Source organism: Luteococcus sanguinis (assembly GCF_039527675.1).
GTDB lineage: Bacteria > Actinomycetota > Actinomycetes > Propionibacteriales > Propionibacteriaceae > Luteococcus > Luteococcus sanguinis.
The window spans coordinates 279,505-299,998 of the sequence record NZ_BAAAKI010000001.1; the positions used below are offsets into that span (position 1 = coordinate 279,505).

16 protein-coding genes are annotated in these 20,494 nt (G+C 68.5%); 11 read left to right on the plus strand and 5 right to left on the minus strand.

Features of this window, described 5'->3' with window-relative positions; all coding sequences use genetic code 11:
• Positions 1 to 7 precede the first annotated feature (7 nt).
• Genes efeU through efeB form a run of 3 tightly spaced genes read left to right on the plus strand, consistent with a single transcriptional unit; the run spans position 8 to position 3,281 of the window.
• On the plus strand, positions 8 to 877 hold the full coding sequence (gene efeU / locus ABD089_RS01325; protein ID WP_343884362.1) for an iron uptake transporter permease EfeU: 870 nt from the start codon (positions 8 to 10) through the stop codon (positions 875 to 877).
• Positions 874 to 2,034, plus strand: coding sequence for an iron uptake system protein EfeO (gene efeO / locus ABD089_RS01330; RefSeq protein WP_343884363.1), 1,161 nt, complete (start codon positions 874 to 876; stop codon positions 2,032 to 2,034). The genes efeU and efeO overlap by 4 nt, the downstream gene beginning before the upstream one ends.
• A complete protein-coding gene (gene efeB, locus ABD089_RS01335) occupies positions 2,034 to 3,281 on the plus strand; it encodes an iron uptake transporter deferrochelatase/peroxidase subunit (RefSeq protein WP_343884364.1) in 1,248 nt (415 codons plus the stop codon). Before efeO ends, efeB begins: the two co-directional genes overlap by 1 nt.
• Positions 3,282 to 3,435: 154 nt before the next feature.
• Here the strand turns inward: efeB and ABD089_RS01340 are convergent, their stop codons facing one another.
• The 3 genes from ABD089_RS01340 to ABD089_RS01350 form a co-directional block, all read right to left on the minus strand.
• Positions 3,436 to 4,089 (minus strand): hypothetical protein, encoded by a 654-nt coding sequence (locus ABD089_RS01340; protein WP_343884365.1) that lies wholly within the window; start codon positions 4,087 to 4,089, stop codon positions 3,436 to 3,438.
• A 72-nt stretch (positions 4,090 to 4,161) separates the two neighbouring features.
• Positions 4,162 to 5,121 carry a GNAT family N-acetyltransferase gene (locus ABD089_RS01345; RefSeq protein ID WP_343884366.1) on the minus strand — a complete coding sequence of 320 codons (960 nt, stop codon included), beginning with the start codon at positions 5,119 to 5,121 and terminating at the stop codon, positions 4,162 to 4,164.
• A 94-nt stretch (positions 5,122 to 5,215) separates the two neighbouring features.
• Positions 5,216 to 6,421, minus strand: coding sequence for an alpha-amylase family protein (locus ABD089_RS01350; protein ID WP_343884367.1), 1,206 nt, complete (start codon positions 6,419 to 6,421; stop codon positions 5,216 to 5,218).
• A gap of 294 nt (positions 6,422 to 6,715) precedes the next feature.
• Between ABD089_RS01350 and ABD089_RS01355 the strand changes: the two genes are divergently transcribed.
• From ABD089_RS01355 to ABD089_RS01365, 3 genes are all read left to right on the plus strand, one after another.
• Entirely contained in the window at positions 6,716 to 7,993 is a 1,278-nt protein-coding gene (locus tag ABD089_RS01355; RefSeq protein ID WP_343884368.1) for a sensor histidine kinase, read from the plus strand.
• A complete protein-coding gene (locus ABD089_RS01360; protein WP_343884369.1) occupies positions 7,990 to 8,658 on the plus strand; it encodes a response regulator transcription factor in 669 nt (222 codons plus the stop codon). Before ABD089_RS01355 ends, ABD089_RS01360 begins: the two co-directional genes overlap by 4 nt.
• Before the next feature lie 79 nt (positions 8,659 to 8,737).
• Entirely contained in the window at positions 8,738 to 8,911 is a 174-nt protein-coding gene (locus ABD089_RS01365; RefSeq protein WP_343884370.1) for a hypothetical protein, read from the plus strand.
• Between the two features lie 138 nt (positions 8,912 to 9,049).
• Here ABD089_RS01365 and ABD089_RS01370 read toward each other — a convergent pair whose 3' ends face one another.
• Both ABD089_RS01370 and mobA read right to left on the minus strand, forming a co-directional pair.
• The gene (locus tag ABD089_RS01370) at positions 9,050 to 11,356 is read right to left on the minus strand and encodes an esterase-like activity of phytase family protein (RefSeq protein WP_343884371.1); all 2,307 of its coding nucleotides are present in this window, start codon (positions 11,354 to 11,356) and stop codon (positions 9,050 to 9,052) included.
• Between the two features lie 120 nt (positions 11,357 to 11,476).
• Positions 11,477 to 12,079, minus strand: a complete 603-nt coding sequence (gene mobA, locus ABD089_RS01375) for a molybdenum cofactor guanylyltransferase (RefSeq protein ID WP_343884372.1) — start codon at positions 12,077 to 12,079, stop codon at positions 11,477 to 11,479.
• Positions 12,080 to 12,122: 43 nt separating this feature from the next.
• On the opposite strand from mobA, the gene ABD089_RS01380 reads away from it, so the two are divergent.
• The 5 genes from ABD089_RS01380 to ABD089_RS01400 are packed head-to-tail and all read left to right on the plus strand — an operon-like array spanning position 12,123 to position 20,202.
• Positions 12,123 to 15,833 carry a nitrate reductase subunit alpha gene (locus tag ABD089_RS01380; protein WP_343884373.1) on the plus strand — a complete coding sequence of 1,237 codons (3,711 nt, stop codon included), beginning with the start codon at positions 12,123 to 12,125 and terminating at the stop codon, positions 15,831 to 15,833.
• Positions 15,833 to 17,527, plus strand: coding sequence for a nitrate reductase subunit beta (gene narH / locus ABD089_RS01385; RefSeq protein WP_343884375.1), 1,695 nt, complete (start codon positions 15,833 to 15,835; stop codon positions 17,525 to 17,527). The genes ABD089_RS01380 and narH overlap by 1 nt, the downstream gene beginning before the upstream one ends.
• The gene (gene narJ, locus ABD089_RS01390) at positions 17,524 to 18,189 is read left to right on the plus strand and encodes a nitrate reductase molybdenum cofactor assembly chaperone (RefSeq protein WP_343884376.1); all 666 of its coding nucleotides are present in this window, start codon (positions 17,524 to 17,526) and stop codon (positions 18,187 to 18,189) included. Before narH ends, narJ begins: the two co-directional genes overlap by 4 nt.
• A 37-nt stretch (positions 18,190 to 18,226) precedes the next feature.
• A complete protein-coding gene (gene narI, locus ABD089_RS01395; RefSeq protein ID WP_343884377.1) occupies positions 18,227 to 18,982 on the plus strand; it encodes a respiratory nitrate reductase subunit gamma in 756 nt (251 codons plus the stop codon).
• Positions 18,979 to 20,202 (plus strand): nitrate/nitrite transporter, encoded by a 1,224-nt coding sequence (locus ABD089_RS01400; RefSeq protein ID WP_343884378.1) that lies wholly within the window; start codon positions 18,979 to 18,981, stop codon positions 20,200 to 20,202. Before narI ends, ABD089_RS01400 begins: the two co-directional genes overlap by 4 nt.
• The last annotated feature ends 292 nt before the right edge of the window (positions 20,203 to 20,494 follow it).

Sequence of the window (20,494 nt, forward strand, 5' to 3'; positions counted from 1 at the left end):
AGACGAGATGCTTGCGAATTTCTTGATCGGCCTGCGCGAGGGACTCGAGGCCTCGCTGGTGGTCACGATCCTGATCGCCTACGTCGTCAAGGGCGGACGACGAAACCTGCTGGCCCCGATCTGGGCCGGCGTCGCGGCTGCCGTCCTCGTCTCCGTCGGCTTCGGCGCGCTGCTCACCTATGGGCCCAAGGGCCTCACCTTCCAGGCCCAGGAGATCATCGGCGGGACGCTGAGCATCCTTGCCGTGGGCCTGGTCACCTGGATGGTCTTCTGGATGGCGACCGCCGCGCGGACCATCTCCACGAACCTGCGCTCGGCCCTGGACGCCGCCACCAACCCCGCGTCCGTGGCCGTGATCGCCGCCCTGTCGGTCGGACGCGAGGGCCTTGAGACCGCCCTGTTCCTGTGGGCCGCCACGAAGCAGGCCGAGGGTTCCACCACCCCGCTGGTCGGCGCGCTGCTCGGGCTGGCCACCGCCGTCGCGATCGGCGTCGCCCTGTACCGCGGCGTGGTCAAGATCAATCTCTCGCTGTTCTTCACCTGGACGGGCGCCTTCCTGGTGCTGGTCGCCGGCGGGGTGCTCGCCTACGGCGTCCACGACCTGCAGGAGGCTGGCATCGTCCCCGGCCTCGGCGCGACCGCCTTTGACATCTCCGCGCAGGTGCCGCCGACCTCGGTCTTCGCCAGCGTGATGAAGGGCATCTTCAACTTCACCCCGAACCCGACCTGGGCCGAGAGCATCGCCTGGGTCGCCTATGTCGGCATCGTCCTGCCCCTGTTCTGGCGTCGCACGCACCGTCCGTCCGCCCCAGCCACCACCCCGAAGCCGGCTCCGCTGCCGGCCGAGAACCGTTCCACGCAAGGAGTCCTCTCATGATTCGTCGCACCCTCGCTCCCGTCCTCGGCGCCACCTTGGCGTTGGGCGCGCTGGCCGGATGCACCGACAACAACGCCGCCGCGCAGGGCAGCTCGGGCGCGTTGACCGTCAAGGCCACCGACACCGAGTGCGCGGTGAACGCCGCCGAGGCGCCGTCGGGCGTGATCAGCTTCAGCGTCACCAACTCCTCGTCCAAGGTGAACGAGTTCTACCTGCTGGCCGAGGACGGGTTGCGGATCATCGGCGAGGTCGAGAACATCGGCCCCGGCCTGACCCGCGACCTCGTGCTGACCGCCCAGCCGGGCACCTACTTCACCGCCTGCAAGCCGGGCATGGTGGGCGACGGCATCCGCAACCAGTTCACGGTCACCGACTCCGGTATCACCCCGAGCGTGGACGCTGACACCCAGGCCCTGGTCGACACCGCGAACACCCAGTACCAGAGCTATGTGAAAGACCAGGTCGCCTCGCTGGTGACCAAGACCGAGGCCTTCGCGGCGCTCTACAAGGCGGGCAAGGACGACGAGGCCCGCGCTGCCTATGCCCCCACCCGTCTGCACTGGGAGCGGATCGAGCCCGTGGCCGAGAGCTTCGGTGACCTGGACCCGATCCTGGACGCGCGTGAGGCCGATCTCGAGCCGGGCGAGACCTGGACCGGCTGGCACCGGATCGAGAAGGACCTGTGGCCGGCCCGCGCCACGAACTACACCGCGATGACGACCGCGGAGCGTGCGGCGATGGCCGACAAGCTGGTCGCGGACACGAAGACGCTGGCCGAGCGCACCCAGAAGCTGACCTTCACCGTCGACCAGATCGCCAACGGCGCCAAGACGCTGCTGGACGAGGTGGCCTCCGGCAAGGTGACCGGCGAGGAGGAGTACTGGAGCCGCACCGACCTGGTCGACTTCCAGGGCAACCTCGACGGCGCGAAGGTCGCCTGGGAGGGACTGCGCCCGATCCTCAAGCTGCGCAACCCGGAGCTCGACACAGAGCTGGCGACGCAGTTCGCGGCCGTCCAGAAGCTGCTCGATGCCCACAAGTCCGGTGATGGTTTCGTCGGCTACGACAAGCTCACCGCGGCCCAGGTCAAGGCCCTGGCGTCCGGCGTGAACGCCCTGTCGGAGCCCTTGTCGCGGCTCACCGCGGCGGTCATCTGATGGTTTCGCGGCGGGGAGTGCTGGGCGGCGCGGCGGCTGGTGCCGCCGCGCTGGGCACCGGCGTCCTCGCGGGCCGGGCCAGCGCCGGCGGGGACGACGACCAACAGGCGGCAGCCAGCTACTCCTTCACCGGCGAGCATCAGGCCGGCATCGTCACCCCGGCACAGGACCGGCTGCACTTCGCGTCCCTCGACCTGGACGCCGGCGAGCGCGGACAGGTCGTCCAGCTGCTCAAGGACTGGACGGCCGCGGCCCGGCTGATGACCCAGGGCAAGCAGGTCGGCGAGGGACGCCCGGAGCAGTACGAGGCGCCGCCGTCGGACACGGGCGAGGCGGTCGGGCTGTCGACGGCCGGGCTGACCATCACCTTCGGTTTCGGTCCGGGGCTGTTCACCGCCAACGGCAAGGACCGTTATGGGCTGGCGAACAACAAACCCGAGGCATTGGAGGACCTGCCGCACTTCCCCGGTGACCTGCTCGACGCCTCCCGCACCGGTGGCGACCTGTGTATCCAGGCCTGCGCGGACGACCCGCAGGTGGCGGTGCACGCGATCCGCAACCTGACCCGGATCGCCTTCGGCCGCGCGCACATCCGCTGGTCACAGCTGGGCTTCGGCCGCACCTCGTCCACCTCGACCACCCAGGACACCCCGCGCAACCTGTTCGGTTTCAAGGACGGCACCAACAACCTCAAGCTCGAGTCGCCGGACCTGCTCGCCGAGCACCTGTGGGTGAAGCAGGGCGCCGACCCGGCCGCCGACTGGCTGGCCGGCGGCAGCTACCTGGTGGCGCGACGGATCCACATGCTGATGGAGACCTGGGACCGAGCATCCTTGTCGGAGCAGGAAACCATCTTCGGACGGACGAAGCCCGCGGGCGCCCCGCTGTCTGGTGGCGAGGAGTTCACCGCTCCCGACTTCGCCCTCGAGGGTCGTGGCGGTGCGCCGATGATCGACGTCCGCTCCCACATGGCGCTCGCGCACCCCTCCGCCAATGACGGAGCACAGATGCTGCGCCGCGGCTACAACTATGTGGACGGCAACGACGCGCTCGGACGCCTGGACGCGGGCCTGTTCTTCCTGGCCTATGTCTGCGACCCGCGGACGCACTACATCCCGGTGCAGAACCGCCTCGCAAAGAACGACCGGCTCAACGAGTACCTGCGCCACACCGGCTCCGGCCTGTGGGCGGTGCCCCCCGGCGTCGGGGACCAGGGCTACGTCGGCGAGACGCTTTTCGAGTCCTGAGCAAACGCTCCCCGAGCCATGCCCCAAACGATCCCCGAGCCGCCCCTCACACGATCCCCGAGCCGCCCCTCACACGATCCCCGAGCCTGTCGAGGGGTCCCTCCGGCCAGGAATCAGTCCCCCCAGGGGCAGATGCGCCTCCGACGCGGTGCACTCAACGAACTCGCAACGGCCCGTTGGTCGTGGGCGGGCCCGCCGGCTCGTCCACCGTGGTCGTCACGGTCGTGACACTCGGACGCGTAGGGGTCGAGCCGAACCCGAACCGCACGGGCGGACTCACCCGGCGCAAGGCACCCAGGTCCTCACCCTCCCAGGTGGCCTCGAGCGAGGTGATCTCGCGCACGTCCCGGGCGCCGTAGAACTCACGTCGGCCATTGCCGGCGGTGCCTGCCGTGCGCAGTCCCACGACACGCGCCGGGAGGTCGGTGAGCCGACAGAAGGCGGGCGCGGTGGCGACCTGTCGGGGGATCGCGGCGAGCAAGCGTCCCAGCGCGGTGCGGCTGCCGGACGCGAACGTCAGCCGGAGCGGCCCGGCCTCGACGCACCACAGCTGGGAAGAGCCCTCGAGGGGCGCGTCGACGGCGCACGTGACGGGCGTGAGGACGTGCTCGTCGAAGTGGTAGGTCGCGGTGACGAAGTCAGCCACATCCTCGCTGGGGGCCAGCAGGATCCGGTGACCATCGGCCCGTTCCACCATGACGTCGGTGAACGAGCCCAAGGGTGATTCCGGCCAGTGCCCGACGACCAGCCGCGTGCCCTCGGCCGTGCCCATCCCGGCGATGAAGCCGTGGAATGCGTATCGCGTCATGAGCGGTGCGTCTCCTTCGGTGTGCGGTGGCTGATGGTACGCGCCCCGATCGGCGGCCAGGGGCAATGCGCGTCACACCTCGAGGAGCATGACCCCGTCGTCCTCGCGGCCGGCGACCGCGACGAATCCCAGTGACTCGTAGAGCCCGCGGGCGTGGTTCTCACCCTCCACCGACAGGCTGAGCCGTTGCAGCCCGGCCGTTCTGGCGGACGCAATCAGGGCCTCCAGGAGTCGACGTCCATGCCCACGGCCTCGTGAGCCTGGCTCGACCCACAGGCTGGTCTCGGGCGTGGCCTCGTCGACGAACCCATATCCACGATCGTCCGCTGGCAGCAACTGCGCCCAGCAGACCCCGACGACGACCCCTCCCCGTTCGGCAACCACCCCGAAGTCGCCGCGCTCAGGATGGATCCGCGTGTAGTGCGCGAACTCGGGACGCGTCAGGACGTCGCTCATGGTGAACCGTTCCCCGCACCAGTTCATGTTCCCCAAGGTGGCCCGCTGCAGCAGGTCCTGCTCGTCCGCGCGCAGGGGCCGAAGAGTGGTGGGCGCCGCGACCCGGCAACCATTGGCGGCGAAGATTGCGGTCATCGGCGCATTGCTCGCGCCAGTGGACCCCAGGTAGGTGTTCGCCCCGCGACGGCGCAGTTCGGACAGTCCGAGACGATGCAGCTGACGTCCAAGACCCCTCCCCCGCCGACCCGGCACCACGGCCAGGTAGAACAGCGTTCCCGCCGTGGGGTCGTCCGGGAACACCTGGGGCAGGACGACGCCGATCTCACCCTCTGCGTCCGAGACGACGAGCCAGCCACCAGGCTCGAACCGGTCACCAGCGGCCTCGACGAGCTCGCGAAAGTCTTCTGCGGCAGTCTCGGGCGTGGACGTGTCGTATGGGTCGCCCTCGCTGGCGCGCAGCAGGACCCGGACGAAGTCCTCTTCGCCCATCTCGGCCAAGCTGGTCAGCTGCCATCCGTCCGGCACCGGCTCGGGTTCATCGAGGGCGCGTCTGGCCACGATCTTGGTCTGGTCCACCCGGCAATCGTCGTCCGGTTCGTGGCGCAACGCCACCGAATTGATCACGCACGAGATCGGGCGGAGGTGGTGTGGCGGCCGCCCTGAGCGCGTCCTATTCGGGCCAGCGGAACTCCGCCGCGTCGTCCACCTCGACGGTGGCGGAGGCCTGGGGTTCCAGCGCCAGCCGGACCCGCACATGACGTCCGTCGTCACTGGTCACCGAGTAGATGATCGAGGTGTTCGTCTTCTCGTCCACGTGCAGGTGTCCGCGCACCAGCCAGGGATTGCGGCGACGCAGCGCCACCAGCGCCTGGTAGTGCCGCAGCAGCCAGGCCCCCATGTCCGACAGGTCGGCGGGCGAGTCGGGCAGGGGCGGACGGATCTGGTCGTCCGCCTCGTATCCCGAGAGCTTCTCCCCGCGGAAGCCCTCCTCGTCCCCGTAGTAGATGCTCGGCATCCCGGGGACGGTGAGCAGGATGACGGCCGCCAGCGCCGCCCCGGAGTCACCGACCAGGGACGCGATCCGGGCGACGTCGTGGTTGCCGACGAAGGTGTTCGGCACGAAGACGCGGCAGAACTCGTCGTGCCGCTGCAGCGCCCACGCCAACTCCCACAGGTTCCGGTCCTGGATCGAGCTCCAGATCGCCTTCCACAGTTCGTACTGGGTGATGGAGTCCAGCGTGGACGACTGCGCGATCGCCGGGTAGTCGCCGTGGATGACCTCGCCCAGGAAGAGCGCCTCCGGGAACTCCGCCCGAACGCGCGGTAGTACTTGCGCCCAGAAGGCGGCCGGCACGGCGTAGGCGACGTCCAGCCGCCAACCTGCTGCACCGCGGCGCAGCCAATGCGTCATCACGTCGACGACGAGGTCGACGGTGCGGGGGTCGTCGTGGTCGAGTTCGGCCAGCGAGTCGTGGCCCTCCCAACCAACCGGACGTCCGTCACGGACCTTCACGATGCCGCCACCGGTCACGGCCTCCCGCACCAAGGGATGCTGCACACCCACGTGATTGAAGACGCCGTCCAGCATGATCGACAACCCGCGCGAGCGGCACTGCTGCACGAAATGGTCCCAGTCGGCCTCGTCACCGAGCCGCCGGTCGAGTCGGAAGTGGTCGAGGGTGTCGTAACCATGGGAGGACGACTCGAATACCGGCCCGAGCAGCAGGCCGGAGCAGCCCAGCGCGACCACGTGGTCGAGCCAGGGTTCCAGACGCCCCAGCCGGTGCCCGGTGTCGTCGCCCGGGTCGCGGATGGGGGCTCCGGTCGCACCGAGCGGGTAGACCTGCCACCAAATGGCGTGCTCTGCAAGGGACATCGACAACTCCTGTGCTCGGGAGCTTCCAAGTCAAGCACCTCGAGCGGCGTCGAGTCGTGCCGCGGGCCTCGAACCCCATCCCGGCAGCCTTGGCCATGAGGGCATCGGCCCTGTGGAAGATCTGCTCGACTCGATCCGAGGGCTTGGAAGCCCAAGCCAAGGAGCTCCGACCGCGCAGCCGTAGCGAGCCACGTCTCGGCCAAGCAGAGCAGTGCACCTCAGATCCTGGGATGATCCGTAGGCGATACCCGGGGCGGAGGTGCAGGCACCAACCGCCTGCCTAGAGTTCTCGGCATGAGTTCCCCGTCGGCCCGCAACAGGTCAACGCTCCTGCGCGCCGATGCCGAGGCCGTTCACCGGCTCCGGCTGCTCGACGGGCTCTGGACCTTGCTCCTGGTGCCCCTCGCGATGTTGCCGACCATCATGATGGCGGTCGGCACCAGCGACATGAGCCTCCGGGCTGCGGTGGTGATCGGGGTGGGTTCGCTGGCTCCGCTCGTCTTCCGCCGGACGAATGCCGACGCGGCGATGTGCGTGGTGGTCGCGGCGCACGTCGTGCAGTTGTTCGCCATGGACTCGATGTCGCCGAGCAACATCGCCGTCCCGATCATGATCTACGCGGTACTGCTGTACGGGAACCCCCGCTGGCACCGGCTGTGGCTGGTGGTGGCGGTGGTCGGCGCGGTCGCCGGTGGTACGCGATGGGGCTGGTACGAGGCCCCCGAGCTGGGCGCGATCGGCCTGAACCAGAAGATCCTGCGCGCGATCGCCTGGGTCTTGTTCAACCTGATCGTCATCGCGGCCAGCTGGTTCATGGGCCAGTGGGCCCGCCAGCGCCGCCTGAACGCGCAGGCCCAGCTCGACCGCATCGACGCCCTCACCCGCGAGCGCGAACGGGACCGCCAGCTCGCCGCCGAGGAGGAACGCACCCGCATCGCCCGCGAGATGCACGACATCGTCGCCCACTCACTCTCGGTCATCGTCGTGCAGTCCGATGGCGCGGGATATCTGGCCGGTGCCACCGAGCTGGGCGACGCAGAAGCGCGGCTTGCGCAGGTGCGCACCGCCATCGAGACGATCAACCAGACCGCCCGCCAGGCCTTGGGCGACACCCGGCGCCTGGTCGGGGTGCTGCGCCAGCCGGGCGAGATGACCGCGCTGGCCCCGGCCGCGGCACTGGAGCAGATCGAACAGCTCGTCGAGGGGGTGCGGGCGGCTGGTGTCCCTGCCTCCTACGCGGTGACAGGTGATGCGTCGGCCCATCCCGAACTCACCACCGGCGCCCAGATGGCGCTGTACCGCGTGGTGCAGGAATCGTTGACCAATGTGATGAAGCACGCCGGAGCCGAGGCGACGGTCCAGGTCACGCTCGCGCATTCACCCGGCGGCGTGCGCCTGGACGTGCTGGACACCGGAGCGGGTACCACCAGCAGCGACGGCCAGGGCCATGGCGTCGTGGGCATGCGGGAGCGCATGTCCGCCTGGGGCGGCACCCTCGAGGCCGGCCCACGATTCAGCGGCGGCTACCGGGTCGTCGCCACGATCCCCACCACTGATAGGAATCCTTCATGATCAACCTCTTGCTGGCCGATGACCAGGCCATGGTCCGTGCCGGATTCCGGATGGTGCTGGACGCGCAGCCCGACATGAGCGTGGTCGGGGAGGCCGGAGACGGCCACGAGGCCTGCCAGTTGGCCGCCCAACTGGCCCCGGACGTCGCCCTGATGGACATCCGGATGCCCGTGATGGACGGCGTGGCGGCCACGCGCCGCATCACGGCCGAGCACCCCGAGTGCAAGGTTCTGGTGCTGACCACCTTCGACCTGGACGAATACGTCTTCTCGGCTTTGCAGGCCGGGGCCTCGGGCTTCCTGCTGAAGGACGCTGGGCCCGCGGAACTGCTGGCCGGGATCCGGGCCATCCATTCGGGGGAGGCGGTGGTCGCGCCGTCGGCCACGCGTCGGCTGCTGGAACGGTTCGTCCCCTCGCTGCCGGTCGGCAGCACGGACCGCCGCACCGGGGACGAGCGGCTGACCCCCCTGACCGAGCGCGAGCGTGAGGTGCTGACCTGCGTCGGGCAAGGGATGACGAACTCCGAGATCGCCGGGCACCTCTTCTTGGCGGAGGCGACGGTGAAGACGCACATCGGGCATGTGCTGGCCAAGATGGGCTTGCGCGACCGGGTGCAGATGGTGGTGCTGGCCTACGACACCGGGCTCGTGCGTCCGCAGCTTTGAGAGTGCGCTGAGAGCCAATTGTTGGACAAATGTCCGTCATTTTCCGACGCGAGGGCACTTTTCGGCATACATTCGTTGCATGACACACTTCCAGCGCGCCTGCGCCACCATCCTGTCCGCCCTCACGCTGTCCACCATCGTCGCCCTCGCTCCCGCGAATGCGGCCCTGACCACGTCGTCCACCACGTCCATCACGACGTCGAGCGGCAGCACCTACCGCGACTTCGGCCGCCGCATCATCTGGATCGCCTGACCCACACAACCATCCACGAGCGCGCGACTGGTCCATCCCCCGAGGTACCAGCAGCCGATCTGGATCAAGACACCGCGACGCCCGCCCCCTTGAGGGGGACGGGCGTCGTGGCGCTGCTGGGGGTGGGTGGTTGTGTGATCAGGCCTGCTCGGCGGCGAACTCGCGCACCGCGGCCACCGCGATGTCGGGCTGGTCGCTGAACACGTTGTCCATGCCTGCGGCGAGGAAGGTCTTGATCTCGCGCTTGAGGTCACCCTGCTCGGCCGGGTTGGCCGAGGAGCGCAGGTTCGTCGGCAGGAAGTTGTTCTCGGCACGGAAGGTCCAGCCGGTGACATCAAGGCCCGCAGCGTGGGCGTCCGCGATGACCGAGCTGGGCTTGCGGATGGACCCATCCGCCGCCTTGGGGAACATCACGTCCTTGCACAGCCCGACCGAGTCGGCGTACTTCGCGACCTGGCGCAGACCCGCAGCAGTGGTGATGTCCTTGTAGGTCTTCGTGCTGCCGCCGGCGACCCAGTCGGCGGGGGCGCCCGAGCAGTCGACCAGCTGCACCAACTGCACCTTGGTCATCTTGTTGAGCTCCTGCAGGTTGCCCACCTCGAAGCTCTGGATCACCACGGGGGAGCTCTTCTTGCCATAGCCGGCGGCCTCCAGCGTGGCGACCGTCTTCTCCTCCATCGACAGGCCCAGTCGATCGAAGTAGCTGCCGTGCTTGATCTCGGGGATCACGCCGACCGGCTTGCCGGAACAGCTCACCGAGTGCCGCGCATAGTCGACGACCTCGGCGAAGGTGGGCACCTGGTAGAGGCCGTTGTAGGCGACATTCGCTGCGCGAAGCTGCGGCAGGCGCTCCACCGCGCGCAGGCTGCGCAGCTCGGCGAGAGTGAAGTCCTCGGTGAACCAGCCGGTCAGCTTGGCGCCGTCGATGACCTTGGTGGTCTTGCGGTCGGCAAACTCCGGACGAGTGGCGACGTCCGTGGTCCCCGAGATCTCGTTCTCGTGGCGGTCGACCAGCACCCCGTCCTTGGTGGAGACCAGATCGGGCTCGATGTAGTCGGCGCACTGCTGGATCGCCAGCTCGTAGGCGGCCAGCGTGTGCTCGGGACGGTAGCCGGAGGCGCCACGGTGGGAGAAGACGATGTGGCCGGCGGGGTTGGCCGCGACCCTCTTCTTCTGAAGGTCGATGATCGCGATCTCGGTATTGTCGGGCTCGCCCGGGTGGCGGGCGTCGTTGCCGGGGTAGTTGTTGTCGACGGCGGTCAGCAGGCGTCCGTCCTTGAGCTGGACGATCGTCTCGACGCTCTGGAAGGGGAAGGAGAAGGTGGTGCCGACGCCGTAGGCGCCGGGGTCGGTCTTCGTCCCGATGCCGGCCGGGTTGTCGATCTTGAGCAGGTCGACGACGAGCTCCTTGGCCAGGAAGCCCGACTTCTCAGCGGTGTCGAGGTTGATCTTGTAGACGCGCTTGGTGACGGCCTTCGGGCCCCAGAAGTTGTCCCGCTCCATGATCAACATCGTCCGTCCGGAGACCATGAAGGCGTCCGCGACGTAGTTGGCGTCGGTGTCGGTCTGGTAGCTCCAGGTGCGCCCGGTGTAACGGTTCAGGCGGGTGTCGAACTCGCTGATCACGCGGCGGCGCATGTCGTCACCGTTGAGGTAGCCCTCGAGGATCGGGTAGAGGTAGCGGCCGTTCTTGCTGCCGGCCATCGCCTCGAAGCCCGAGGAGTTGCGCAGGTTGGCGGTCTCGTTGGCGCCCAGCGTCGGGTTCGACGGGGACTTCACGGCCGTGCCGCCGGGAAGCGTCATCGGGACGGGTGCCTGCAGCAGCACGCCGTCCTTGCTGAAGTGGAGCAGGAAGGGGCCGAACTCCTCACCGATCCAGAAGGAGCCGTCCTTGGCGCGCACGACCGACTCGACGTCGAAGTCGGCGCCGGTGAGCAGGCGCTTCTTCGTGTACTCGTTGACGATCTTCCACGAGATGTTGTGGTTGGGGTCGCGCAGCTCGATGAACTTCTGGATCGCGACCTCGCCAGTGCCGCCGCTGGCGGTCTCGAAGTCGGGACGGATCTTGTACATCCGCAGCAGGAAGTCCGAGGAGTTGTTCTTGGCGCCGAAGCCGTTGTCGGGCAGACCCCAGAAGGTTCCGTCGCCGTTGTCGAGCATGCCCGAGAAGCCGGGGATGATCTGGCCGTCGAAGGGGCCCTGGCGGCCGTTCGCGGCAGTCGCCTGCGCGCCGGAGGGAGGCCCGGAGGTGACCAGGTCGGCATCGATCTGGGCGCGGGCGGTCAGCGTGGGAACGACCACCTTCGCGGTGTCCTTGGCGGCCGTCGCGGAGGCGGGCGTGGGGGACGGCGCCACGGAACCCGAGGCGACGGCATGGCTGGGCAGCACGGAGGCGAGGAGCGCGGCAGAGCAGAAGCTGGCCGCGAGCAGGCGGGGGGTACGCATGTCTCCGACCCTCGCGGGTGCCGGTACCCCATTGGGTGACCTCTGTGTGAGACCTGCGTGAACTCTGTGTGCACACGATTTCGGGACGATCGTTCAGCTCGCCGCTTGGCTCCAGTGGCTTCAGCGGGGAGGACGCAACCCCGCGCGGGCCGCGGCAGCCGGGTCGTCCACGTCGGCCAACAGGTCGTCGTCCAGCCGCAGTTCGACGCGTGACAAGGCTCCCAACACGCTGCGGACGGACCGGTCCCGCACCTCGCCGGACAGTGCCTCCCGCAGCGCACCGGCGCGGAAGCGGCCGCACAGGTACTGCGCCCAGCCGTCTGAATCGATCGGGACGACGGCATCGGCGTCGGGATCGGTGGCCGCCACGGGTTCCAGCGCGGCGACCACTTCGGCGGCGCGCGGCAGGTCACAGCTCAGCAGTTGCACCCACTCGACGTCCGCAGGAAGCGAGCGCACCCCCGCCTGCAGACCGGCGCAGGGGCCGCCGCCGGGAGGGTCCTCCAGGGTGACGAGCAGGTCGTCCCGGGCCCTGGTGGCATCGTCCAGCAGTTCGCGCACCCGGTCGGGGCCGACCAGCACCACCGGTGATCCGGCGCAGGCGTCCACCACCACCTGCAACAGTGGGCGCCCGCCGAGCAGGAGCGTCTCCTTCGGCTGACCCATCCGCGTGGACCCACCCCCGACCAGCACGATCGCGGCGACTCTCGAGGTTTTCTGCACCCCCACACCGTAAATTGTCGGAGGCGCCCGTTAGGGTCGCACCATGGCAGACACTCCACGCACCGACGGGGCAGCTTCCAACGCCCTGTTGAAGTTCGGGCGCTTCTTCACGAAGTGGGACGAGACCGACGACGGCCGCGCCGTCTTCCGCGAGGGCGGCCGCGCGGGGGACGTGTTCTACCGCGACCGGTGGAGCCATGACAAGGTCGTCCGCTCGACGCACGGCGTGAACTGCACGGGTTCCTGCTCGTGGAAGGTCTACGTCAAGGACGGCATCATCACGTGGGAGTCGCAGCAGACCGACTACCCCACCACCGGCAACGACCGGCCCGAGTACGAGCCCCGTGGCTGCCCTCGCGGCGCGGCGTTCAGCTGGTACACCTACTCCCCCACCCGGGTGCGCTACCCCTATGGCCGCGCCGTGCTGGTGGAGATGTACCGCGAGGCGAAGGCACGTCTGGGCGATCCGGTCGCCGCCTTCCACGAGATCAGCACCGACCCCGAGAAGCGTCGCCGCTACCAGCGCGCCCGCGGCAAGGGCGGTCTGGTGCGGATCAGCTGGGACGAGGCGCTCGAGATCAGCGCCGCCAGCTATGTCAACACCATCAAGACCTATGGCCCCGACCGCGTCGTCTCCTTCTCGCCGATCCCGGCGATGAGCCAGGTGAGCCACGCGATCGGCACCCGCTTCACCCACCTGCTCGGTGGCGCGATGACCTCCTTCTACGACTGGTACGCCGACCTGCCGGTGGCCAGCCCGCAGGTCTTCGGCGACCAGACCGACGTGCCCGAGTCGGGCGACTGGTGGGATGCGACCTACCTCATGATGTGGGGCTCCAATGTCCCGGTCACCCGTACCCCGGACGCGCACTGGATGGCCGAGGTGCGCTACCGCGGCACCAAGGTGGTCACCGTCAGCCCCGACTACGCCGACAACGTGAAGTTCGCCGACGACTGGCTGCCCGCCCAGGCCGGCACCGACGCGGCGCTGGCGATGGCGATGGGCCACGTCATCCTCAAGGAGAACTACGTCGACCGCCAGGTGCCCTTCTTCACCGACTACGTGAAGCAGTACACCGACCTGTCGATGCTGGTGCGCCTGGAGGACCACCCCGAGGGCCACGGGCTCACCGCGTCCAAGTTCCTGTTGGCCGCCGACCTGCCCCAGCACGCGCACCAGGCGGACGCGAACTTCAAGACCGTCGTCTGGGACGCGGTGACCCAGTCGCCCGTCGTCCCCAAGGGTTCGCTCGGCTTCCGGCACAACGCCACCGACGAGGGCCAGTGGAACCTGGAACTGGACGGCATCGACCCCACGCTGTCCATCGCCGAGGTCCCCGGCCACGGCACCGCGGCGATCTCGCTGCCCTGCTTCGAGGACCCGCGCGGCGCCGGTTCGGTCATCCACCGCGGCGTCCCCACCGTCACGATCGAGGGGCGGCAGTACTGCACCGTCCTCGACCTGATGCTGGCCCAGTACGGCGTCGGCCGCGAGGGCCTGCCCGGTGACTGGGCCAAGGGCTACGACGACGTCGACACCCCCTACACCCCGGCCTGGCAGGCGGAGATCACCTCCGTCCCGGCCGAGGCCTGCATCCGGACGGCGCGCGAGTTCGCGCAGAACTCCGAGCAGTCCAAGGGCCGCACCATGATCATCATCGGTGCCGGCATCTGCCACTGGTACCACGCGGACGTCACCTACCGCTCGATCATGGCGCTGTTGATGCTGACCGGCTGCATCGGTCGCAATGGCGGCGGCTGGGCGCACTACGTCGGCCAGGAGAAGTGCCGTCCGATGACGGGCTGGTTCAACATGGCCAATGCCCTCGACTGGAGCCGCCCGCCGCGCACCATGATCGGCACCGGCTATTGGTACATGCACACCGACCAGTGGCGCACGGACGGCTTCAGCGCCGACGCGATCACCTCCCCGCTGAGCACCGGCAACCTGGACGGGATGCACGCCGCGGACGCGATGGCGACCGCCGCCCGGCTGGGCTGGATGCCCTTCTACCCCCAGTTCGACCGCAACCCGCTCGACCTGGCCGACGAGGCGCAGGCCGCCGTCGACCGCGGCGAGGCGCCGGACGTCTCGACCTGGGTCGCCGGTGAGCTGAAGGCCGGGCGGCTGAAGTCGGCGATCGAGGACGTGGACGCGCCCGAGAACTGGCCGCGCAACCTGATCCTGTGGCGCTCCAACCTGTTCGGCAGCTCCGCGAAGGGCGAGGAGTACTTCCTCAAGCACCTGCTGGGCACGCACAACAACGTGATGGAGAACGGGCACGGCTCCGAGCAGCGTCCCAAGGACGTCGTCTTCCGCGAAGAGGCGCCTGAGGGCAAGCTCGACCTGCTGATCACCAGCGACTTCCGCATGACCAGCTCGACGCTGCTCTCGGACATCGTCTTCCCGACCGCCACCTGGTACGAGAAGTACGACCTGTCGAGCACCGACATGCACCCCTACGTCCACGCCTTCACCCCGGCGATCGACCCGCCGTGGGAGGCCAAGAGCGACTTCGAGATCTTCAAGGCGCTCTCGCAGGCGATCGGACGGATGGCGAAGACCCATCTGGGCGTCCGCAAGGACATCGTCGCCGTGCCGATGCAGCACGACACCCCCGGCGAGCTGGCCCAGCCCGGCGGGCACGTCCCCGACTGGAAGGGCACCGACGTGCCCGCCGTGCCCGGCAAGAACATGCCGGCGCTGATGGTCGTCGAGCGCGACTACACCGCGATCGCCGACAAGTTGTTGAGCGTGGGCCCGCTGGCCGACCGCCTGGGCTTCACCACCAAGAACGTCACCTTCGACGTGACGCACGCGGTGGAGCGGCTGGGCAAGTTGCACGGCGTCTTCGACTCCGGCCCGGCGGCCGGGCGTCCGGCGATCGACACGGACGAGCGGATGGCCGAGGCGATCCTGACCTTCTCCGGCACCACGAACGGTGAGCTGGCCACCCAGGGCTTCAAGACCCTGGAGAAGCGGACGGGCGTGAAGCTCGCCGACCTGGCCGAGGGCTCGGAGGAGAAGATCATCACCTTCGCCCAGACGCAGAGCTCCCCGCAGCCGGTCATCACCTCCCCGGAGTGGTCCGGTTCGGAGACCGGTGGCCGTCGCTACGCCGCCTTCACCATCAACACCGAGCGCCTGAAGCCCTGGCACACCCTCAGTGGCCGGATGCACTTCTTCCTCGACCACGACTGGATGATCGACGCCGGCGAGCAGTTGCCGATCTACCGTCCGCCGCTGGACATGAGCCGTGCCTACGGCGAGCCGGAGATCGGTGCCCGGGGTGAGAAGGCGATCACGCTGCGCTACCTGACGGTGCACAACAAGTGGTCCATCCACTCCGAGTACCAGGACAACCTGTTCATGCTCTCGCTCGGTCGTGGCGGGCCCCAGGCCTGGCTCTCGGTGGAGGACGCGGCGTCGATCGACGTCAAGGACAACGAATGGGTCGAGTGCACCAATGCGAACGGCGTCTTCGTCGCCCGCGCGGTGGTCTCGCACAAGCTGCCCGTCGGCGTCGCCTACGTCCAGCACGCCCAGGAGCGGACGATCGACGTCCCGAAGTCGGAGGCAACGGGTCGTCGCGGCGGCATCCACAACTCCGTCACCCGAATCTTGCTCAAGCCCACGCACCTGATCGGCGGCTACGCCCACCAGGCCTATGCGTTCAACTACATCGGCCCGTCCGGGGTGAACCGAGACATCATCTCGACCATCCGGAAGCGGTCGCAGGAGGTGCAGTACTGATGCGCGTCATGGCACAGGTTGCGATGGTGATGAACCTCGACAAGTGCATCGGTTGCCACACCTGTTCGGTCACGTGCAAGCAGGCGTGGACGAACCGGGCCGGCACCGAGTACGTCTGGTTCAACAATGTGGAGACCCGCCCCGGGCTGGGTTACCCGCGCCGCTACGAGGACCAGGAGAAGTGGCAGGGCGGCTGGGTGCGCACGCCGTCCGGTGGTCTGAAGCTGCGCTCGGGCGGACGCTTCAAGAAGCTGCTCAGCATCTTCGCGTCCCCGGTGCAGCCGGAGATGGAGGACTACTACGAGCCGTGGACCTACGACTACGAGACGCTCACCAATGCCCCGCTGGGTGACGACTTCCCCGTCGCCCGTCCGAAGTCGCTGATCACGGGCAAGGACACCAAGATCACCTACTCGGCGAACTGGGACGACTCGCTCGGCGGCACCTATGCCACCGGCGACACCGACCCGATGATCGAGAAGATGCGCCGCGACGCCTCCGACAAGGTGAAGTTCGAGTACGAGAAGAGCTTCATGTTCTTCCTGCCGCGCATCTGCGAGCACTGCCTGAACCCCTCGTGCATGGCGAGCTGCCCCTCGGGCGCCATCTACAAGCGCGCGGAGGACGGCATCGTGCTCGTCGACCAGGACCGCTGCCGCGGCTGGCGCCAGTGCATCACCGGCTGCCCGTACAAGAAGATCTACTTCAACCACCGCTCCGGCAAGGCCGAGAAGTGCACCTTCTGCTACCCGCGCCTCGAGGCGGGCATCCCGACGGTCTGCTCCGAGACCTGCGTGGGACGTCTTCGCTACATCGGCATCATCCTCTACGACGCGGACGCGGTGACCAAGGCTGCCTCGGTGAAGGACGACCAGGACCTCTACCAGGCCCAGTTGGACGTCATGCTGGACCCCTACGACCCGCAGGTGATCGCCGACGCCCAGCAGGCAGGGATCCCCTCCGACTGGCTGGACGCGGCTCAGAAGTCGCCGGTCTACGCGCTGATCAAGCACTTCAAGGTCGCGTTGCCGCTGCACCCGGAGTACCGCACCATGCCGATGGTCTGGTACATCCCTCCGCTGAGCCCCGTTGTCGACCTGCTGCGTGACCAGGGCCACGACGCGGAGGCTCCCGGCAACCTGTTCGGGGCCATCGACGCCCTGCGCATCCCGGTGGACTACCTCGCCGAGCTGTTCACCGCGGGCGACACCTCGATCGTGACCGGCGTGCTGCAGAAGCTTGCCGCGATGCGCTCCTACATGCGCGGGGTCACGCTCGGCGGCACTGGCGACCCGGAGATCGCCGCGGCAGTCGGCATGGACACCAAGGCGATGGAGCAGATGTACCGCCTGCTGGCGATCGCAAAGTACAACGAGCGCTACGTCATCCCGAAGGCGCACATCGAGCAGGCCCACAACCTGGAGGAGATGGGCTGCTCGCTCGACTTCGACGGTGGCCCCGGCATGAACGAGGAGGGGCCCTTCGGTTCGTCCTCGCGCGGCCCGGTGCCGGTGGCGATCGAGACCTACCAGTCGATCAAGGCGCGGCAGGCTGCCGCCGAGGCCGATGTCGCGCCGCCGCCGCTGATGCCCTCGGCCGACGGCCTGCGGGGCGTCGACCAGTCGGGCCTGGCCACCAAGGCGGTCGAGGACCAGATGCCGCGCCGCGGGATCTCCGGCGACGAGGCGCGATGAGCGCCGCGCGCAGGTCGAACGCAGCGCCGGAGGTGCCGGCCGAGGAGCAGGCGGTTTGCTACGAGGCCGCCTCCTTGCTGCTGAGCTACCCGGACGAGCAGTTGCTGGAGCGCCTTCCGGTGATCCGGGAGGCCGTCGCCCAGACCCGGTTCGCGGGGCAGTTCGAGGCCGCGATCGCGCAGCTGGAGACCCTCCCGCTCGCGGAAGCGCAGGCCTTCCACGTGCAGGAGTTCGACATCTCGCGGCGGCACGCCCTGCACCTGTCCTACTGGACCGACGGTGACACCCGTCGCCGTGGGGAGGTGCTGGCCGGGATCAAGCAGGTCTACCGCGACTCCGGGCTGCTCGTCCGCCTGGACGGGGAACTGCCCGACCACCTGCCGCTGGTGCTGGAGTTCGCCGCCATCGGCGACCGGGAGCGCGGACGCCAGCTGCTGATCACCTACCGCGCCAGCCTGGAGCTGTTGCGGCTGCAGCTGGAGAAGGACAAGCTGCCCCAGGCCGGCATCCTGCAGGCGATCGTCGCCACCCTGCCGGGGCCGTCGCCGCAGACCTATGCCGAGGTGCAGGCGCTGCACGACGCGGCGCATCCCGTCGAGACCGTCGGTCTGGACGGCTATGGGGTCTCCGGACCCCAATTCGTGGAACTGGAGACCCGATGAACGACCTGTTCTGCGGGCGCTCACCCGAGGAGACACCATGAACGCCTTCTTGTGGGGGATGCTCCCCTATGCGTGCATCACGCTGCTGATCGGCGGCACGATCTGGCGCTACAAGTACGACCAGTTCGGCTGGACCACGCGCAGCTCGCAGCTGTACGAGGGCAAGATCCTCAAGATCGCCTCGCCGCTGTTCCACTTCGGCATCCTGATGGTGATCGCCGGCCACTTCATGGGCCTGGTGATCCCCAAGCGCTGGACCGACGCGATCGGATTCCACCAGCACCAGTACCACATGCTCGCGTTGGGCGGCGGCCTGGTCGCAGCGGCGGCGACGATCATCGGCCTGCTGATGCTGATCTACCGCCGTCGCACCGTGGGTGAGGTCTTCAACGCCACCACCGTCAACGACAAGATCATGTACATCTTCCTGGGCGGCGCGATCCTGCTGGGCACCAGCGCCACCCTGTTCGGCACCCACGGCCCAAACGGCACCGAACACAACTACCGAGAGACGGTCTCGATCTGGTTCCGTTCGCTGTTCCGCTTCCAGCCGGACGTGGACGCGATGACCCATGCGACGCTCGTCTTCCAGATCCACGTGCTGGTCGCGCTGCTGCTGTTCGCGATCTGGCCCTTCACCCGTCTGGTGCACGCCTTCACCGCCCCGTTGCACTACCTCTTCCGTCCCTACATCGTGTACCGCACCCGGGACGGTGTCCCCACCCCCTCGTCCCAGGGCAGCCGTCGCGGCTGGGACCCGATCGGTACCCCTGACAGAAAGAACCGCCGATGAGCTCTGCCACCACCCACGCGCCCACCCCCGCCGCCGGCGCCGACCTGAGCGGCCAGCTGGGCCAGGTGCTGCTCGCCACCCTCGCCTCGGCCACCGGCTTCTGGGCATGGATGTCGATCGCCCCGATGCAGAAGACCTACGCCACCTCGATGGGGCTGTCCGAGAGCCAGATCGCGATGATGCTGGCGACCCCGGTGATCGTCGGCTCGCTCGGCCGCATCCTCGTCGGCGCGCTCACCGACCGTCTGGGCGGTCGCAAGATGTTCGCGACGATCCTGCTGCTGGCCGCCCCGGCCGTGATCCTGGTGTCGATCGCCGGGCAGACCAAGAACTACCCGCTGCTGATCGGCGCGGGCTTCTACCTCGGCGTCGCCGGGACGATCTTCGCGGTCGGTATCCCCTTCTCGTCCGCCTGGTACGCGCCGGAGCGTCGCGGCTTCGCCAACGGCGTCTTCGGGATGGGCATGATCGGCACCGCCGTCGCCGCCTTCGTCACCCCGCGCCTGGTGAAGGCCACCGCGTACACGACCGCGCACTACATCATCGCCGCGATCCTCGTGCTGGTGGCGGCGCTGGTCTGGTTCACGATGAAGGAGTCGCCGACCTGGCAGCCGCAGCACCAGCCGCTGGTGCCCCGCGTCGCCGCCGCGCTGAAGCTGGCCGTCACCTGGCAGATGTGCTTCCTGTACGCGATCGTCTTCGGCGGCTTCGTGGCCTTCTCCACCTTCCTGCCGAAGTACCTGACCACCGTCTACCCGCACCTGGACGCCGTGGCTGCGGCCAACCGGATGGGCTCCTTCGTGATCGCCGCCGTGCTGGCTCGTCCCTTCGGCGGCGTGCTGGCCGACAAGGTTGGTCCGAAGATCGTCACGCTGGTCTCGCTGGTCGGTGTCGCCGTGATGGCCTTCCTCGCGTCCACGCAGCCCACCGAGGGCGCGTTGACCGGCCTCACCTTCCTGTTGATGGCCGCCTGCCTCGGACTGGGCCAGGGCTCGGTCTTCGGCTGGGTGCCGCGGATCGCACCGAAGGACAAGGTGGGTGCCGTCTCCGGCACCGTCGCCGCCGCCGGTGGCCTGGGCGGCTACTTCCCGCCGCTGGTGATGGCCGCCACCTATGACGCCGCCACCCACTCCTACGCGAAGGGGCTGTGGGCGCTGGTGGCCACCGCCATCCTCGGCCTGGTGCTGGCCTTCGTCCTCATGGAGAAGCGCGACGCCTGAGGGCTGTCCTCGTGACGCACGAAGCCGCCGGATCCCGTTGGGGGTCCGGCGGCTTCGTCGTGCTGTCCCTGCAGCGGCCGTCGTGAGTGGGGTCTCGAAGGAGGTTCGTGGGACCCTCCACTGCAAAGAGACGGAGGTTGCCAAGAGCTGGTGATTGGTACCGCCTGCGGTACCATTGCAGCATGCCGAGTGTTTCGAGGATCCTCGCCGAGATGCGAGCCAATCCGGCTCTTCACAATCGAGGGTGTAGTTGGGGTCTGAACCCGCCGGCCTCGAGCAGGGATCTGGCGAT

Bases quoted from the DNA above. Each gene is read 5' to 3' on its own strand.
- efeU (WP_343884362.1), top strand. From the start codon at position 8: ATGCTTGCGAATTTCTTGATCGGCCTGCGCGAGGGACTCGAGGCCTCG.
- efeO (WP_343884363.1), top strand. From the start codon at position 874: ATGATTCGTCGCACCCTCGCTCCCGTCCTCGGCGCCACCTTGGCGTTG.
- efeB (WP_343884364.1), top strand. From the start codon at position 2,034: ATGGTTTCGCGGCGGGGAGTGCTGGGCGGCGCGGCGGCTGGTGCCGCC.
- ABD089_RS01340 (WP_343884365.1), bottom strand. From the start codon at position 4,089: ATGACGCGATACGCATTCCACGGCTTCATCGCCGGGATGGGCACGGCC.
- ABD089_RS01350 (WP_343884367.1), bottom strand. From the start codon at position 6,421: ATGTCCCTTGCAGAGCACGCCATTTGGTGGCAGGTCTACCCGCTCGGT.
- ABD089_RS01355 (WP_343884368.1), top strand. From the start codon at position 6,716: ATGAGTTCCCCGTCGGCCCGCAACAGGTCAACGCTCCTGCGCGCCGAT.
- ABD089_RS01360 (WP_343884369.1), top strand. From the start codon at position 7,990: ATGATCAACCTCTTGCTGGCCGATGACCAGGCCATGGTCCGTGCCGGA.
- ABD089_RS01365 (WP_343884370.1), top strand. From the start codon at position 8,738: ATGACACACTTCCAGCGCGCCTGCGCCACCATCCTGTCCGCCCTCACG.
- ABD089_RS01370 (WP_343884371.1), bottom strand. From the start codon at position 11,356: ATGCGTACCCCCCGCCTGCTCGCGGCCAGCTTCTGCTCTGCCGCGCTC.
- ABD089_RS01380 (WP_343884373.1), top strand. From the start codon at position 12,123: ATGGCAGACACTCCACGCACCGACGGGGCAGCTTCCAACGCCCTGTTG.
- narH (WP_343884375.1), top strand. From the start codon at position 15,833: ATGCGCGTCATGGCACAGGTTGCGATGGTGATGAACCTCGACAAGTGC.
- narJ (WP_343884376.1), top strand. From the start codon at position 17,524: ATGAGCGCCGCGCGCAGGTCGAACGCAGCGCCGGAGGTGCCGGCCGAG.
- narI (WP_343884377.1), top strand. From the start codon at position 18,227: ATGAACGCCTTCTTGTGGGGGATGCTCCCCTATGCGTGCATCACGCTG.
- ABD089_RS01400 (WP_343884378.1), top strand. From the start codon at position 18,979: ATGAGCTCTGCCACCACCCACGCGCCCACCCCCGCCGCCGGCGCCGAC.